The organism is Geodermatophilus sp. URMC 65, from assembly GCF_053502545.1.
Window position 1 is genome coordinate 2,127,304 of record NZ_CP199954.1, and the last position, 16,367, is coordinate 2,143,670.

The 16,367-nt window shown below is 75.3% G+C and carries 13 protein-coding genes and 1 pseudogene; 5 read left to right on the plus strand and 9 right to left on the minus strand.

All coding sequences use genetic code 11. The features are described 5' to 3' along the window. Positions 1-24: 24 nt before the first annotated feature. The 4 genes from ACWIX7_RS10390 to ACWIX7_RS10405 all read left to right on the plus strand — a co-directional run bounded on the left by ACWIX7_RS10390 (position 25) and on the right by ACWIX7_RS10405 (position 5,174). On the plus strand, positions 25-1,617 hold the full coding sequence (locus ACWIX7_RS10390) for a phospholipase D family protein (RefSeq protein ID WP_448621462.1): 1,593 nt from the start codon (positions 25-27) through the stop codon (positions 1,615-1,617). Positions 1,618-1,853: 236 nt separating this feature from the next. After that, the gene (locus ACWIX7_RS10395) at positions 1,854-2,489 is read left to right on the plus strand and encodes a helix-turn-helix domain-containing protein (protein ID WP_448621463.1); all 636 of its coding nucleotides are present in this window, start codon (positions 1,854-1,856) and stop codon (positions 2,487-2,489) included. Positions 2,490-2,665: 176 nt separating this feature from the next. After that, positions 2,666-4,411, plus strand: a complete 1,746-nt coding sequence (gene leuA, locus ACWIX7_RS10400; RefSeq protein ID WP_448621464.1) for a 2-isopropylmalate synthase — start codon at positions 2,666-2,668, stop codon at positions 4,409-4,411. 25 nt (positions 4,412-4,436) lie between these two features. Next, complete coding sequence (locus tag ACWIX7_RS10405) at positions 4,437-5,174, plus strand: VOC family protein (RefSeq protein WP_448621465.1); 738 nt, start codon at positions 4,437-4,439, stop codon at positions 5,172-5,174. Here the strand turns inward: ACWIX7_RS10405 and mnhG are convergent. The 9 genes and pseudogenes from mnhG to ACWIX7_RS10450 all read right to left on the minus strand — a co-directional run. After that, positions 5,162-5,566 carry a monovalent cation/H(+) antiporter subunit G gene (gene mnhG, locus ACWIX7_RS10410; RefSeq protein ID WP_448621466.1) on the minus strand — a complete coding sequence of 135 codons (405 nt, stop codon included), beginning with the start codon at positions 5,564-5,566 and terminating at the stop codon, positions 5,162-5,164. The genes ACWIX7_RS10405 and mnhG overlap by 13 nt on opposite strands. Further along, entirely contained in the window at positions 5,563-5,892 is a 330-nt protein-coding gene (locus tag ACWIX7_RS10415) for a monovalent cation/H+ antiporter complex subunit F (RefSeq protein WP_448621467.1), read from the minus strand. Before ACWIX7_RS10415 ends, mnhG begins: the two co-directional genes overlap by 4 nt. After that, positions 5,889-6,455, minus strand: coding sequence for a Na+/H+ antiporter subunit E (locus ACWIX7_RS10420; protein WP_448621468.1), 567 nt, complete (start codon positions 6,453-6,455; stop codon positions 5,889-5,891). Before ACWIX7_RS10420 ends, ACWIX7_RS10415 begins: the two co-directional genes overlap by 4 nt. Next, positions 6,452-8,158 (minus strand): Na+/H+ antiporter subunit D, encoded by a 1,707-nt coding sequence (locus ACWIX7_RS10425; RefSeq protein ID WP_448621469.1) that lies wholly within the window; start codon positions 8,156-8,158, stop codon positions 6,452-6,454. Before ACWIX7_RS10425 ends, ACWIX7_RS10420 begins: the two co-directional genes overlap by 4 nt. Next, complete coding sequence (locus ACWIX7_RS10430) at positions 8,155-8,646, minus strand: Na(+)/H(+) antiporter subunit C (protein ID WP_448621470.1); 492 nt, start codon at positions 8,644-8,646, stop codon at positions 8,155-8,157. Before ACWIX7_RS10430 ends, ACWIX7_RS10425 begins: the two co-directional genes overlap by 4 nt. Next, positions 8,643-11,519 carry a Na+/H+ antiporter subunit A gene (locus ACWIX7_RS10435; RefSeq protein ID WP_448621471.1) on the minus strand — a complete coding sequence of 959 codons (2,877 nt, stop codon included), beginning with the start codon at positions 11,517-11,519 and terminating at the stop codon, positions 8,643-8,645. Before ACWIX7_RS10435 ends, ACWIX7_RS10430 begins: the two co-directional genes overlap by 4 nt. Positions 11,520-11,820: 301 nt before the next feature. After that, the gene (locus ACWIX7_RS10440) at positions 11,821-13,641 is read right to left on the minus strand and encodes an ABC-F family ATP-binding cassette domain-containing protein (protein ID WP_448621472.1); all 1,821 of its coding nucleotides are present in this window, start codon (positions 13,639-13,641) and stop codon (positions 11,821-11,823) included. Continuing rightward, on the minus strand, positions 13,638-13,871 hold the full coding sequence (locus tag ACWIX7_RS10445) for an alpha/beta fold hydrolase (RefSeq protein ID WP_448621473.1): 234 nt from the start codon (positions 13,869-13,871) through the stop codon (positions 13,638-13,640). The genes ACWIX7_RS10440 and ACWIX7_RS10445 overlap by 4 nt, the downstream gene beginning before the upstream one ends. 275 nt (positions 13,872-14,146) lie before the next feature. Then, positions 14,147-14,578, minus strand: a pseudogene (locus ACWIX7_RS10450) (alpha/beta fold hydrolase); the annotation flags it as partial. Between the two features lie 86 nt (positions 14,579-14,664). Here ACWIX7_RS10450 and ACWIX7_RS10455 point away from each other — a divergent pair. Next, the gene (locus tag ACWIX7_RS10455) at positions 14,665-16,191 is read left to right on the plus strand and encodes a Mur ligase family protein (RefSeq protein WP_448621474.1); all 1,527 of its coding nucleotides are present in this window, start codon (positions 14,665-14,667) and stop codon (positions 16,189-16,191) included. Positions 16,192-16,367: the final 176 nt, after the last annotated feature.

Genomic DNA, 16,367 nt, shown 5'->3' on the forward strand with positions numbered 1-16,367 from the left:
TGGGCGGAGCGCTGTGATCACCGGGTGGACGACGTCGAGCGCTGGTTGCTGACCGCCGAGGAGCGCGGCAACCCGTCGACCTCGCTGCCCGCGTACACCGAGGGCAACCTCGTCGAGCCGCTCGTGCACGGCGTCACCTACTTCGACCGGCTGGTGGAGTGCGTCGAGCGGCTGGACGCCGGTGACCACCTGTTCTTCACCGACTGGCGGGGCGACCCCGACGAGCAGCTGCGCCCGGGCGGGCCGACCGTCGCCCGGCTGTTCACCGACGCGGTGCGCCGCGGCGTCTGCGTGCGCGGGCTGGTGTGGCGTTCGCACATGGACTGGATGTCGTTCAGCGCGGAGGAGAACCGGGCGCTGGACGACGAGGTCGAGCACGGCGGCGGCGAGGTGATCCTCGACCAGCGGGTGCGCCGCGGCGGCAGCCACCACCAGAAGCTCGTCGTCCTGCGGCACGACCAGGACGCGACCCAGGACGTCGCCTTCGTCGGCGGGATCGACCTGTGCCACGGCCGCCGGGACGACGCCGACCACGGCGGCGACCCGCAGTCGCTGGCGATGGCGGCGGCGTACGGGGAGTCGCCGCCGTGGCACGACGTCCAGCTGATGCTGCGCGGGCCGACGGTCGGCGTCCTGGACACCGTGTTCCGCGAGCGCTGGGACGACCCGACCAACGCCGACTCGGGCAACCCGATCGCGTGGGTGCTCGACCGGTTGCGGGGCGCCCGGCTCGATCCGGACCCGCTGCCACCGCAGCTGCCGCCCCCACCGCCCTGTGGGCCGCACGTGGTGCAGAACCTGCGCACGTACCCGGCGATCCGGCCGCCGTACGACTTCGCGCCGCGCGGCGAGCGGTCGGTGGCCCGCGGGTACTCCAAGGCGATCAAGCGAGCTCGCCGGCTGGTGTACCTGGAGGACCAGTACATGTGGTCGGCCGACGTCGCCCGGCTGTTCGCCGAGGCGCTGGCCGAGAACCCGGACCTGCACCTGGTCGTCGTGGTGCCGCGGGTGCCGGACCAGGACGGCGCCGTCGCGGAGCGGTCGCAGTACGTCGGCCGGTGGCAGGCGCTGGAGATGTGCCAGCGGGCGGGGCGCGGCCGGGTGCACGTGTTCGACGTGGAGAACCACGAGGGGATGCCGGTCTACGTGCACGCCAAGGTGTGCGTGGTGGACGACGTCTGGGCCAGCGTCGGCAGCGACAACTTCAACCGGCGCTCCTGGACCCACGACAGCGAGCTCTCCTCCGCCGTCCTGGACACGACCCGGGACCCGCGCGAGCCCCGCGACCCGGCCGGCACCGGCGACGGCGCCCGCACCTTCGCCCGCGACCTGCGCCTGGAGCTGGCCCGCGAGCACCTCGACCGGGCCGCTGACGGCAGGGAGGACGACGACCTGCTCGACCCGGAGGCGTTCGTGCGGACGCTGGAGACCTCGGCGGCCGAGCTCGACGCCTGGCACGCCGGCGGCCGCCGCGGCCCGCGCCCGCGCGGTCGGTTGCGCGAGCACCACCCCCGGCGGCTGTCGCTGCCGACGCGGCTGTGGGCGACGCCGGTCTACCGCCTGGTCGACGACCCCGACGGCCGCCCGCTGAGCATGCGGCTGCGCAAGACGTTCTGACCCGCAGCACCCGATCGGCGGCGCGGGGACGGCTCGCCCACACCTCGTCCTCCCGCAACCTCGACCCCTGCTTCGTTCTGTGAGCAGGGGTTGATGGTCTCCACCCCTGCTCACCTGTGCAAGCAACGCCCGAGGTCGGCGGAGGACACCTCGCGTCCGGCTCGAGGCGATCGGAACTCGTCCACAGGTGCGGCCGGCCGGACCCGCAGACGCGTGTCCCACCGCACCATGGCCCGGTGGCGACCGGCTTCGACCTGTGCGGGGTGCTGCGGCGCATCCGGCGCACCGCCGACCTGTCACAACGCGAACTGGCCTCGGCGGCCGGGCTCAGCGTGTCGGCCGTGGCCCATGCCGAGGCGGGAACCCGGGACCTGCCGTCGCGCGCCTTGGCGCGGGCGGCCGAGCTGGCCGGGTTGCGTCTGGCCCTGCTCGACGCCGACGGCCGGGAGGTGGCCGGCATGCACCCCGACGGTCCACGGGACGCGACCCAGCGCCGGTTGCCCGCCCACCTGGACACCCTGCACACCGACGAGGTCGCCGACAGGTGGGCGCACCGCCCCGACCGGCAGCAGCCGTGGTTCACCTTCGGCCTCGATCGAGCCGCGCGGGACCGCCAGCGAGCACGGGCCGGGATGCCGGAGGACCACGACGTCCCCGTGCCGGGTGACTCGCCGGCCGAGCGGCGCGCCCAGCGGCAGGAGGCGGCGCGCCGACGTGCCGCCGAGGAACGGGAGCGCCGGCGCGCGACCGTCGGATGGCCCACCGACGAGGGTCTGACCTGCACGTGTTCCCCGCAGTGCGACGAGGTCGACGACGGCTCGGGCCCGCCGGTGCACGCCGCGGCCTGCGCCTGTCGCTGCGACCTCGGCTGACGCGCTGCTACGGTGGCCCTGTGCGCGGCAGCCTCCTGCTTACCCGCCGCGGCGAGGCCCTCTCCTAGGTCGGCCCCCTCGCCGCGGAGACCCTGCCGTGACCGAGTGCGTCCCCGGCGCCCGCTGACCGCCCCACCGGAGCTGCGTCCAGCCCGCGCCCAGAGGAGCGAGAACCCGTGAGCAGGAACCTGAGCGAGAACCACCCGCACGTCCGCCACCCCCAGCAGCCGTCGGGGATGCCGATCTCCCGCTACGCCCCCTTCACGCCCATCGTGCTGCCCGACCGCACGTGGCCGGAGAAGGTCACCACCGAGGCCCCGCGCTGGTGCGCCGTCGACCTGCGCGACGGCAACCAGGCACTGATCGACCCGATGACGCCCGACCGCAAGCGGCGGATGTTCGAGCTGCTGGTCCGGATGGGCTACAAGGAGATCGAGGTCGGGTTCCCGGCCGCCAGCCAGACCGACTTCGACTTCGTCCGCCAGCTCATCGAGGACGACCTGGTACCCGACGACGTCACCATCCAGGTGCTGACCCAGGCCCGCGACGAGCTGATCGAGCGCACCTTCGAGTCCCTGCGCGGGGCGAAGCAGGCGATCGTCCACCTGTACAACTCGACCTCCACGCTGCAGCGGCGGGTGGTGTTCGGCTCCGACCGCGCCGGCATCGTCGACATCGCCGTCCACGGCGCGCAGGTGGTGCGCAAGCTGGCCGAGCAGATGACCGGGACCGACGTCCGGTTCGAGTACTCCCCCGAGTCCTTCACCGGCACCGAGCTCGACTTCGCCGTCGAGGTCTGCAACGCGGTCACCGACGTGTGGGAGCCCACCCCCGACCGGCCGACGATCATCAACCTGCCGGCGACGGTCGAGATGGCCGAGCCGACCGTCTACGCCGACCAGATCGAGTGGATGCACCGCAACCTGGGCCGGCGTGACGCCGTGGTCCTGTCGCTGCACCCGCACAACGACCGCGGCACCGCCGTCGCCGCCGCCGAGCTGGGCTACCGCGCCGGCGCCGACCGCATCGAGGGCTGCCTGTTCGGCAACGGCGAGCGCACCGGCAACGTCGACCTGGTCACCCTGGGGCTGAACCTGTTCAGCCAGGGCATCGACCCGCAGATCGACTTCTCCGACATCGACGAGATCCGCCGCACCGTCGAGTACTGCAACCAGCTGGGCGTGCACGAGCGGCACCCCTACGGCGGCGACCTGGTCTACACCGCTTTCTCCGGCTCCCACCAGGACGCGATCAACAAGGGCCTCAAGGCGCTCGAGGTCGACGCGGAGGCCGCCGGCAAGCCGGTCTCGCAGATGCCGTGGGCGGTGCCGTACCTGCCCATCGACCCCAAGGACGTCGGCCGCACCTACGAGGCCGTCATCCGGGTGAACAGCCAGTCCGGCAAGGGCGGCGTCGCCTACATCATGAAGACCGAGAACCAGCTGGACCTGCCGCGCCGGCTGCAGATCGAGTTCAGCGCGGTCGTCCAGCGGCACACCGACGACGAGGGCGGCGAGGTGACCGCGCAGCAGATGTGGACGGCCTTCACCAACGAGTACCTGCCCGACCCCGACGCCCCGTGGGGCCGCTTCTCCCTGACCGGTCACCGGCACCGTGCCCACGGCGACCAGCTCGACGAGATGGTGGTCGAGCTCGTCGACGACGGCGTCCCCACGACGGTCGAGGGCCGGGGCAACGGGCCGATCGCGGCGTTCGTCGAGGCGCTGCGGTCGGTGGACGTCGACGTCCGGGTGCTCGACTACGCCGAGCACGCCATGTCCGCCGGCGGTGACGCCCGCGCCGCGGCGTACGTCGAGTGCGCCGTCGGCGACCGCGTGTTGTGGGGCGTGGGCATCGACCCGAACATCGTCACCGCGTCGCTGCGCGCGGTCGTCTCGGCGGTGAACCGGGCTCAGCGGTAGCAGAAGGACCGCCGGAGGTCCCGCGATGCCGCGGCTCACCCCCTACCTCACCGTGCGGGACGCCCGGTCGGCGACGGCCTGGTACGCCGAGGCGCTGGGCGCCCACGTCGTCGGCGAGCCGTACGTGGTGGACGACGACCGCATCGGTCATGCCGAGCTCGACCTCGGCGGGGCGCGGCTGTACCTCGCCGACGAGTACCCCGAGCTGGGGCTGGCCGCGCCGGACCCCGGCCGGGTCAGCGTGACGCTGCACCTCGCGGTGCCCGACGCCGACGCGGCGGTCGACCGGGCCGCCGCGGCCGGTGCCACCGTGGAGCGGCCGGCGGCCGATGGGCCGGGTGGGCGCACCGGCGTCGTCGTCGACCCCTTCGGCCACCGCTGGATGCTGCAGACCCCGGCGTCGGCCGACCCGGAGCCGCGCCCGCCGGTGCGCCCCGGTGACGCGGTGTACCTGACGCTGCGGGTGCCCGACGGCGCCCGCGCCCGCGACTTCTACGAGTCGGTGCTCGGGTGGACGTCGGTGCCCGGGCGGGTCCCCGATGGCTGGCAGGTGGACGGCACCGTGCCGATGGTCGGCATCAGCGGTGGGGACGGCGACGTCGGCACCGTGCCGGTGTACGCGGTCGACGACATCGAGGTCGCCGTGGCCGCGGTCCGGACGGCGGGTGGGCAGGCCGGCGAGGTCACCGACCAGGCGTACGGCCGGACGGCGGAGTGCCGGGACGACCAGGGACTGCCCTTCTGGCTGGCTCAGGTGGGCTGAGGCGCCGCCTCCTCGGGCGGGGCGTCGCCGGGCTCGTCCCCGTGGTACCGCGCGTCCTGCCGGCCGGGCCCGCCGTACTCGTCGACCAGCAGCAGGTCGCGGCGCACGTGCCGGCGGCGGTAGGCCACCCGGCTGATCATGTGGGCGCTGACCGGGGCGGTGAGCAGCTGGAAGGCCGCCACGAGCAGCAGCATCCAGACGTTGGCCCAGCCGTCGAGCCGGATGGCGCCACCGACCATGACCAGCAGCACCCCGAGCACCTGGGGCTTGGTGCCGGCGTGCATCCGGGACAGCACGTCGGGGAAGCGCACCAGCCCCAGCCCGGCGGTCAGGCACAGGGCGGCGCCGGCCAGCAGGCAGGCGAAGGCGACGACGTCGGACACCGTGCTCACGACCCGGCCTCCCGCTCCTCGGCGGCGACCGGCAGGCCGAGGTCCCGGCCGTCGCCGGTGCTCGAGCGCAGCAGCATCCCGCCGACGTAGCGGGCCACCGACACCGAGCCGACGAAGGCCAGCAGCGCCACGACGACGAGCACCGGCACCACCGTCGGGTCCTGCGCGAGCGCGGCGTGCACCGCCAGGCCGGCCGCGATGATCACCAGCAGCGTGTCGGTCGCGACCACCCGGTCCAGCAGCGAGGGTCCGCGGGCCAGGCGGACGAGGGCCAGCAGCGCTCCTCCGCCGACCATCGCGTACAGCGCGATCTGCACGAACGTCATGACGTCGGCACCTCGTCCCTCCGGTGCCCCTCGAGGGCCGCGACGTCAGCGGTCGAGCCGAACGCCCGCACCAGGCGCCGCTCCACCACCAGGACGTGCGCCTTCTTCCGCTCCACGTCCTCGAGGTCGCGCACGGGCAGCAGGTGGAGGGTCATCACCCGCTGCTCGCGGTCCAGGTCGAGCACCAGGGAGCCGGGCACGAGCGAGGTCGCCTCGGCGACCATCGTCAGGAGCAGGTCGGAGTCGGCGCGCAGCTGCACCTGCACGATCGCCGTCCGGTGCACACCGCCCGGACGCACGGCCTGCCAGGCGACCTCGGCTCCGGAGGAGAACAGGTCGAGGACGAAGTGGCCGAGGAAGGCCAGCAGCGGCACCGGCCGCACCCGGGTGCCGCCAGCCACGTGCGGGAGCGGCAGCAGCGTCAGCACGGCCAGCGCGACGAGCAGGCCGGAGAGCAGGTTCGCCCAGGACCAGGTGCCCCACAGCAGCATCCAGACCAGCACCAGCCAGACGACCAGCGGGCCCTGGTGGCGCAGCCGGGTGGCCGCGGGCTCGACGCTCACGGGACCTCACCCTCCCCGAACACCGACGCGACGTAGGGCGTGCGCTCGATCAGGTCCGTGGACGCCCGGTCGGCCAGGCCGTAGAGCGGTCCGGCCAGCCCGGTGAGGGCCACGGTGAGCGTGACCAGCGCCGCCGTGGCGCCCACCATCGTGCGCGGCAGCGGGCGCAGCGCCCGGACCGCCCCCGCGGGGGGCGGCAGGCCCGGCTCGGCCGCCGTCGCGACCGCCGTGTGCCGCCGCCACGCGTCCTGCAGCGCGGTCCGCGCCGGGCCGTCGGGGGACGCCTCCCCGTCCGGCGACCCCGCACCGTCGGCGGACGCCGGCCGGTGGCGCTGCACGGAGGCGGCGGCCGCGGCCGCGGCGGTGTCCTCGGCCGGCGACTGGTTCGGGGACCGCCAGAACGCGCGGGTCCAGACGCGGGCGACCGCGAGCAGGGTGAGCAGGCTGGTGACCACCCCGCCGGCGACCAGCGTCAACGCCCCGGCGCTACCGTCGGCGACCCCGGCCTGCAGCAGGCCGAGCTTGCCGATGAACCCCGACAGCGGCGGGATCCCGGCCAGGTTCATCGCGGGCACGAAGAACAGCACGGCCAGCAGCGGTGAGCGCCGGGCCAGGCCGCCGAGCTTGTCGATCGAGGTGGTGCCGCCCTGGCGCTCGACCAGCCCCGCGACCAGGAACAGCGTCGTCTGGATGGCGATGTGGTGGGCCACGTAGAAGACCGCGCCCGCCAGCCCGGCCGCCGTCCCCAGGGCGATGCCGAACACCATGTAGCCGATGTGGCTGACCAGGGTGAACGACAGCATCCGGCGCAGGTCGCTCTGGGCGACCGCGCCGAGGATGCCCACCAGCATGGTGGCCAGCGCCGCCCACAGCAGCAGGTCGTCGAGCGCGCCTCCGGGGAACAGCAGCGTCTGGGTGCGGATGATCGCGTAGACGCCGACCTTGGTGAGCAGGCCGGCGAAGACCGCGGTGACCGGCGCGGGCGCGGTCGGGTAGCTGTCGGGCAGCCACGCCGAGAGCGGGAAGACGGCGGCCTTGATGCCGAACGCGATGAGCAGCATCGACTGCAGCAGCACCTGGGTGCCCGCGGGCAGCTCGCCGAGCCGCACCGCCAGCTGGGCCATGTTCACCGTGCCGGTCGCGGCGTAGACCAGCCCGATCGCGGCGAGGAACACCAGCGAGCTGGTCAGGCTCACGATGATGTAGGTGATGCCGCCGCGGATGCGTGCCGCCGTCCCGCCGAGGGTGAGCAGCACGTACGAGGCCATCAGCAGGATCTCGAAGCCGACGTAGAGGTTGAACAGGTCGCCGGCGAGGAAGGCGTTGCCCACGCCCGCCACCAGCACCAGGAACGTCGGGTGGAAGATCGACAGCGGCGTCTCCTCCGACCCGTCGGCCGCGCCCTGGCCGACGGCGAACACGAGGACGCCGAGCGCCACGGTCGAGGCGACCACCAGCATCAGCGCCGACAGCCGGTCGACGACCAGCACGATGCCCAGCGGCACCGGCCAGTCGCCGACGGAGACCGAGCTGGCGCCCTCGGCGTCGGCCACGAACAGCAGCACCACCGAGACGGCGAGCACCGCGCTGAGCACGGTCGTGCTGACGGTGCGCTGGAACGACGGGTGCCCGGAGACCAGCAGCGCGCCGGCCGCCCCGAGCAACGGGAGCAGCACCGGCAGCGGGGCGAGGACCTCGATCACCGGGTGCCGCTCCCCGTGGGCAGGTTCACGTCGTCCGCCAGCTCCTCGAGGTCCTCGTGGAGGCTGTCGGCGTGGCCGGCGGCGCGGTCGTCGGGAGCCAGCTCGTCGGGGTCGAGCTCGTCGGCGTCGAGCGCCCTCCGGGCGGCGACCCGGCGGTCCTCCTCGTCGGTGCCGACCGCCTCGTTGCGGGCCAGCCGCCAGGAGCGGTGGATCATCGCCAGCAGGAACGCCGAGACGCCGAAGGTGATCACGATCGCGGTGAGGATGAGCGCCTGCGGCAGCGGGTCGTTGATCGCCGCCGGGTCGGAGTAGCCGAGGATCGGCGCCAGTCCCGAGGGTCCGCCGGCCGACAGCACCAGCAGGTTGGTGGCGTTGCCCAGCAGCACGAAGCCCAGCAGCACGCGGGTGAGGCTGCGGTCCAGCAGCAGGTACACCCCCGCCGCGTAGAGGCCGCCGATCATCACCGGCAGCACGATCGTGGGGGTCATCGCAGCACCACCTCCCCGGGCGTCAGTTCGATCGGGTCCTCCTCGTCCTCCTGGCGGTCGAGCTCCGCGCCCAGGCTGCGCAGCACGTCGAGGACCAGCCCGACGACGATCAGGTAGACGCCGCAGTCGAAGAACAGCGAGGTCACGAGCTTGACGTCGCCGAGCACCGGCAGCGTGGTCTGCAGGATGGCGGTCTGCAGCACCCCGGCGCCCAGCAGCAGGCCGGCCACGCCGGTGCCGCCGGCGAACAGCAGCCCGCCGCCGAGCAGCACGCCCGGCGCGACGGGTGCGGCCTCGCCCAGCTCGTAGCGCCCGCCGGCCAGGTAGCGCAGCACCAGGGCCAGGCCGGCGACCAGGCCGCCGGCGAACCCGCCGCCGGGCTCGTTGTGCCCGGAGAACAGCAGGTACAGCGAGAAGACCACGATCGTGTGGAAGAGGATCCGGGTGACCACCTCGAGCACGACCGAGCGCCGCGCCGGGTCGAGCGTCGCGGTCGCGGCCAGCCAGCGGTCCCGCGGCGCCCGCCGGCTGGGCTCGCGCCGCTGCGCCAGATCCGCCCGGGTCACCCGGTCGACACCGCCGGTGCGCCCTCGGAGGAAGACCAGGCTGGCCACGCCGGTGGCGGCGACGACCAGCAGCGAGATCTCGCCGAGGGTGTCCCAGGCGCGGATGTCGACGAGGGTCACGTTGACGACGTTCTTGCCGCCACCGAAGTCGTACGCCGGCCCGGGCCAGGCCTCCGACACCGGCGTCGCGGTGCGGGCCGACAGCGCCACCGCACCCACGGCAGCCATGAAGGCGCCCACGCCGACGGCGATCACGCCGCGGACGGCGCGCTCGCGCGGCCGGTGCCGCTCGGAGATGTCCTTGGGCAGCTTGCGCAGCACCAGCACGAAGACGACGAGGGTGAGCGTCTCGACGAGGAACTGGGTGAGCGCGAGGTCGGGGGCGCCCTGCAGCGCGAAGACGACGGCGATGCCGTAGCCGGTGACGCCGACGACGAGCACGGCCGAGAGCCGCTGGCGGATCCGCAGGGTCAGCGCGGCGGCGGTCACGACCACGACGCCGACCACCGCCTGCACCGGGGTGTCCCAGGCCCGCCACTCGCCCGGCCACGGGGCGCGGGTGAGCAGCAGGGTCCCGGGCAGGGCCAGCACCACGACCAGGATGGTGCCGAGGTAGGCCGGCAGGGAGCCGCGCTGGGTGGTGCCGGTGACGAGCACAGAGAGCCGGTCGACGGCCTGGACGACGTTCCAGTAGCCCTCGTCGGCCGAGGCGCCGACGGCCACCCGCCGCTGCAGGCGGGTGACCCGCCCGCGGACGACGAACAGCGCGGCACCGCCGGCGATCGACAGCGCCGACAGCGCCAGCGCCGGCTGCCAGCCGTGCCACAGGCCCAGGTGCTCGGGCTCGGGGGCCAGCAGCGGCAGCGTGTCGGCGTAGCCGGCGACCAGCGGCTCCAGCAGCGGGCTGGCCGGCCCGAGGACCAGCCCGGTCAGCGCCAGGACGGCGGGGGCGGCGAGGAACAGCGGCTCCGGCGGGTGCTCGACCGCGGTGTCCTCGGTGCCGGGCTTGCGGGCGAAGGCGCCCCACACGAAGCGCGCGGTGTAGGCGGCGGTGAGCACCGAGCCCGCCACCAGCCCGGTCAGGACGACGGCCGCGGCGGTCCGGTCGGGCAGGCCGGCGTCCCACAGCGCGGCGAAGGCCGCCTCCTTGCCGACGAAGCCGAGCAGCGGCGGCAGCCCGGCCATGGACGCCGCCGCGGCGGTGCCGATGACGGCGAGCAGCGGCAGCCGCCGGCCGAGCCCGGACAGCCGGCGCAGGTCGCGGGTGCCGGTGGCGTGGTCGATGACGCCGACGGTGAGGAACAGCGTGGACTTGAACAGTGCGTGCGCCAGGGTCATCACCAGCCCGGCGGCGGCCAGCTCGCGGCTGCCCCCGCCGACCAGCGTCACGAGGAACCCGAGCTGGCTGACGGTGCCGAAGGCCAGCAGCAGCTTGAGGTCCTTCTGGCGCAGCGCGCGGTAGCCGCCGAGGAGCATCGTGGCCACGCCCAGGCCGAGCACGAGCGGCCGCCAGCCGGGGACGTCGGCCAGCCCGGGAGCCAGCCGGGCGACCAGGTAGACGCCGGCCTTCACCATCGCCGCGGCGTGCAGGTAGGCGCTGACCGGCGTCGGCGCCTCCATGGCCGCGGGCAGCCAGAAGTGGAACGGCACCAGGGCGGACTTGGTGACCGCCCCGACCAGCACCAGCGCCGCGCCGGCGGTCATGGCCGGGCCGCTGCCGGGGTCGGCGACCACCTCCGACAGCAGAAACGAGCCGCTGGCCTGGCCGATGAGGATGAGCCCGACCAGCATCGCCAGCCCGCCGGCGGTGGTCAGGATGAGCGCCTGCGACGCCGCCCGCCGCGCGGCCAGCCGCCGTCCCGAGCCCCCGATCAGGAGGAAGGAGAAGACGGTGGTGAGCTCCCAGAACACGTAGAGCAGGAAGAGGTCGTCGGCGACGACGAGGCCGAGCATGGAGCCGGCGAAGGCGGTGAGGCAGCCGGCGAAGCGGCCGGTGCCCTCCTCGCCCGGGCCGAAGTAGCGGGCGCAGTAGACGAGCACCAGCGCCCCCACGCCGGTGACCAGCGCGGCGAAGGCGAGCGCCAGGGCGTCCAGCCGCAGGGCGACGTCCAGCTGCAGGGCGGGGATCCACGGCACCGTCTCGCGCAGCTCCTCGCCGGCGAGCACCGGGCCCAGGCGCGACAGGACCCACACGAAGCCGGCGGCGGGCACGAGCGCCAGGGCGAGGAAGGCCTGCCGCCCCCACCACCGCACGAGGACGGGCGCCAGCACGCCGGCGAGCAGGTGGAGGAGCAGCAGTACGAGCACGTGTCTCCTGGAGTCGTCGGGCGGCTCGGGGACACCAGGAACGTCGGTCGACGACGGCCGGCGGTGACCCCAGCCTACCGGGCGCGCCGATCGAGCCGCCTCGGCGGCGGACGGGCCGGGCTGCCCGGTGCTCCTCTACCCGCGGGGACGGGCCCCGACCCGCGGGTGGACGACACCTGCTCCCGAGGAGGACGGGCGGCCCCCTGCAGGGTCCCGTCGCCGGCCCCGTCCCGGGTCCCGCCCTGAGCTCGCGCAGGGCACGGAGGACGGGGTCCTCCAGCGGGGGGCAGGAGGTCCTCCCTCAGCCCTCCGCGACCTCGGCGGCCTCCAGCCAGTCGGTCTCGACCTGCTCCTTCTCGGCGAGGACGGCGCGCAGCCGCTCGTCGAGCTCGAGCACCCGCGCGTGGTCGGTCGCCGCCGCGGCGAGCTCGCCGTGCAGCCGCTCCTCCTCGGCGGTGAGCTTCTCCAGCCGCCGCTCCAGCCGCGCGGCTTCCTTGCGGGCGGCCCGCACCTCCCCGGCCGGCCGGGCCGCGGCCGCAGCGGCCCCCGGCCCGGGAGCGGCCGCGGCGGCCGAGGGCAGCGCCGCCTCCCCCGCCGCCCTGCGCTGCAGGTACTCCTCGACCCCGCCGGGCAGCGCGGCCAGCGAGCCGTCGCCCATGAGCGCGACCACCGAGTCGCAGACCCGGTCGACGAAGTACCGGTCGTGGCTGACCACCAGCACGGTGCCGGGGAAGCCGTCGAGCAGGTCCTCCAGCGCGGTGAGCGTGTCGATGTCGAGGTCGTTGGTGGGTTCGTCGAGCAGCAGCACGTTCGGCTCGCTCATGAGCAGCCGCAGCAGCTGCAGGCGGCGCCGCTCGCCGCCGGAGAGGTCACCGACCGGCGTCCACTGGCGGGAGGCCGGGAAGCCGAACCGCTCGGCCAGCGACGAGGCGGAGATCTCCTGGTTGCCGATCCGGGCGATCCGGGCGATCTCCTGCACCGCCTCGAGCACCCGCAGGCGGGCGGGCAGCTCGGTGACGTGCTGGGACAGGTAGGCGGGGGCGACCGTCTGCCCGCGCACCACCCGGCCGCGGTCGGGCTCGGTCTCCCCGACCAGCAGGCGCAGCAGCGTCGTCTTGCCCGCGCCGTTGACGCCCACGACGCCGATCCGGTCGCCGGGGCCGACGTGCCAGGTGACGTCGTCGAGGAGGGTGCGCGGGGGCGCGCCGGTCGCCGGGTCCCCCGGGACGGCGTAGTCGACGTCCTCCACGTCGTAGACGGTCCTGCCGAGCCGCCGGCTGGCGAAGCCCCTGAGCGCCATCGTGTCGCGCGGCGGCGGCTCGTCCTCGATCAGCGCCTGGGCCGCCTCGATGCGGAACCGCGGCTTGCTGGTGCGCGCGGGCGGCCCGCGGCGCAGCCAGGCCAGCTCCTTGCGGACCAGGTTCAGTCGCCGTTCCTCGGTGGCCGCCGCGATGCGAGCGCGCTCGGCCCGGGCGAGGGTGTAGGCGGCGTAGCCGCCCTCGTAGGCGTGCACCCGGCCGTCGGCGACCTCCCAGGTCTGGCTGCAGACCTCGTCGAGGAACCACCGGTCGTGGGTGACGACCACCAGGGCTCCGACCCGGTCCTTGACGTAGCCGGCCAGCCAGGCCACGCCTTCGACGTCGAGGTGGTTGGTCGGCTCGTCCAGCACCAGCAGGTCCAGCGGGCGGACCAGCTGCGCGGCCAGCGCCACCCGCCGCCGCTCGCCGCCGGACATCGGCGCGACCGGGGAGTCCAACCCCAGCCGGTCGAGCTCCAGGCCGGTGAGCACGCTGCGCACCGCCGGGTCGGCGGCCCACTCGTGCTCGGCGGCGAAGAGGCTCTCGGGCAGGACGACGTCGCGGACGGTCGCGCCGGGCGGCAGCGTGCCGGACTGGTCGAGGACGCCGACGGCGAGGTCGCCGCGGCGGGTCACCCGGCCGGAGTCGGGCTCCTCGCGCCCGGTGAGGACGCCGAGCAGTGTGGACTTGCCGCTGCCGTTGCGCCCGACCACGCCGATCCGCTCACCGGAGGCGATGCCCAGCGAGACGTCGTCGAGCAGGACGGTGGTGCCGTGTGCCTTGTGCACCCGCTCGAGGTTGACCAGGTTGAGGGGCGCGCTCATCGCCCTCCAGTATCCGCGGAGGTGTTCTCCGCGGAGGAGGCGACCACCGCGCGGACGAACGCCGCCGGGTCGTCCTGCCAGGGGAAGTGCCCGGCCCCGAGCTGCACGACCAGCTCGGCCGAGGGGAACAGGGCGGCGTACTCGGCGGCGCGGGACGGCGGGAGGGCGACGTCGTACTCGCCGGCGACCAGGAGCACCGGCACGCGCAGCTCCGCGAGGGCGGCCCGCACGTCCGCGGGTCCGGGCGCCCGTCGCCGTAGTACCGGGCCGCTGCGCCGGCGTCGCGCTGGGCGTCCGCCCGGGCGGCCGGGGCCCGCGCGGCGTCGTCCCACCGGCCGTGCGTGGAGGGCGTGATCGCCGTCCGGTCGGCGTCCGTGGCCGCACCCGACCAGATCCGCTCGAGGGCGGCGAAGGCCGCCGCGAACCACGGCTCCCCTCGACGCAGCTCGGCGACCTCCCGGCGGTCGGCGTCGGTCACCTCGAGGCCGACCACCCGAGGGCTCGGGGTGACCAACGTGAGGCTCGCGAGGCGGTCGGGGTGCCGGGCGGCGTGCAGCAGCGCCAGCGCGGCCCCGGCCGAGTGCGCCAGCAGGTCGAGCCGCTCCGATCCGCGGTGCGCACGCAGCGCCTCGACGTCGGGGACCTGACGGTCGCAGCGCTGGCTCGCCGGGTCCGCCGGGACGGCGGAGTGCCCGGTGCCCCGGAGGTCCAGCAGCACCAGGGACCGGTGGGCGTCCAGGCCGCCGAGGTCGCCCAGGTACTCCGCCGGCAGCATCGGCCCGCCGGGGAGGCAGACCAGCGGGGGTCCCTCGCCCGCCGACGAGTACACGAGCCGGGTGCCGTCGGGGCCGAGGAGGGGAGTCATGGCGGGCAGCCTCGCACCCGCGCCCGGGTCGGCCAGGGCGGCCGACCCGGTTCCGGCGGGTGTCCTGCACATCTCGCGACGTCAGCGACGCGCCGGGTCGGTGGAGTGCCTACACCGTCGACCTGCCGGTCCACGGGAACGCACCTACCGTCGGGCCGGTGCGTCTCCCCCCGGTCCCCTGGTCGGAGGTCGAGCGCCGGGCCCGGTCCGTCCCCGGCGGGCCGGTCACGCGAGCCGGCGGCGCCGACGACCTGACCGTGCGCGGCCTGGTCACCGACTCGCGGCGCGTCGTCCCCGGGTCGCTGTTCGCCTGCGTCCGGGGCGCGACCAGCGACGGCCACCGCCACGCCCCCGCAGCGGAGGCCGCCGGGGCCGCGGCCCTGCTCGTCGACCGGCCGGTCGACAGCCGCCTCCCCCAGCTGCGCGTGCCCTCGGTCCGGGCGCAGCTGGGGCCGCTCGGCGCGCTGCTGGCCGGTGACCCGGCGCGGGCGCTGCGGCTGGTCGGGGTGACCGGCAGCAACGGCAAGACGACGACCAGCGCGCTCGTGCGCGGCGTCCTCGAGGCCGGCGGCGACTGCACCGGCGTCGTCGGCACCCTCGGGGCGCAGGTCGCCGGTGTCTCGTGGGACACGGCGCTGACCACGCCGGAGGCGCCCGAGCTGCACGAGCTGCTGGGCGCGATGGTCGGGTCGGGGGCGCAGCGGGTGGTCGTGGAGGCCTCCTCCATCGCGCTGGACATGGGCCGCATGGACGGTCTGGAGTTCCAGGTCTCGGTCTTCACCGGCTTCGAGGAGGACCACCTCGACCACCACGGCACCCTCGAGCAGTACTGGGCCAGCAAGGCGCGGCTGTTCGAGGCCGGCCGGACCGCCGCGGGCGTCGTCGTCATCGACGACCCGTGGGGACGGCGGCTGGCCGACCAGGCCGCGGTGCCGGTGACCCGGGTCGGGTTCGACGGGGACGCCGACGTCCGGGTGCTCGGCTGGCGGACCGGCAGCGATGGCACCGAGGTGCTGCTGGCGGACGACGCCGGCGGGCACCGGGTGCACAGTCCGCTGGTCGGCCGGGTGCACGTGACCAACCTGGCCGCGGCCTGGGCCACCGGCCGGGTGCTCGGCGTGCCGCCGGACCGGATCGCCGCCGGGCTGGCCGCGGTGGCCCCGCCGCGGGGACGCAACACCGTCCTCGGCGGGTCGGGCCGGCCGCTCGTCGTCGTCGACTACGCGCACACGCCGCGCGCGCTGGGCGCTGCTGTGGACACCGCCCGCGGCCTCACCGCCCCCGGCGGGCGGGTGCACCTGGTGCTCGGCGCCCGTGGTCGGCGGGACCGCCACAAGCGCCAGGGGCTGGGTCAGTCGGCCCGCGCCGCCGACTGCGTGTGGTTGACCAACGAGGGCAGCCACGGCGAGGACCCGGCCGCGATCCGCGCCGAGCTGCGGGTCGGCCTGCTCGGCTCGACGGCGCTGGTACGCACGGAGCCCGACCGACGGGAGGCGATCACCGCCGCGGTGGGCGCCGCCGGGCCGGCCGACGTCGTCCTCGTCGTGGGCCGCGGCCACGAGACGCGGATGCTGGACACCCCCGACCCGCGTGACGCGGTCCACCTGGACGACGCCGAGGTCGCCGCCACGGCGCTGGCGACCCGGCACGCCGGCGAGGAGGACCTGCGCGGACGCGCGTCCTGAGCACGCTCCCGGCCGGTCGGGCCGTCAGCGGGCCTCGGCGACCGCGAGCCACGGCCGCAGCGCGCCGTCGGCGAGCAGCCGGCCCACCCGGCGGGACTGCTCCTGCGCCTCCTGGAAGCGCGGGTCGTCGCCGTGCTGGCGGGCGACCTCGGCGTCGACCGCGTCGGCGCGCTCGC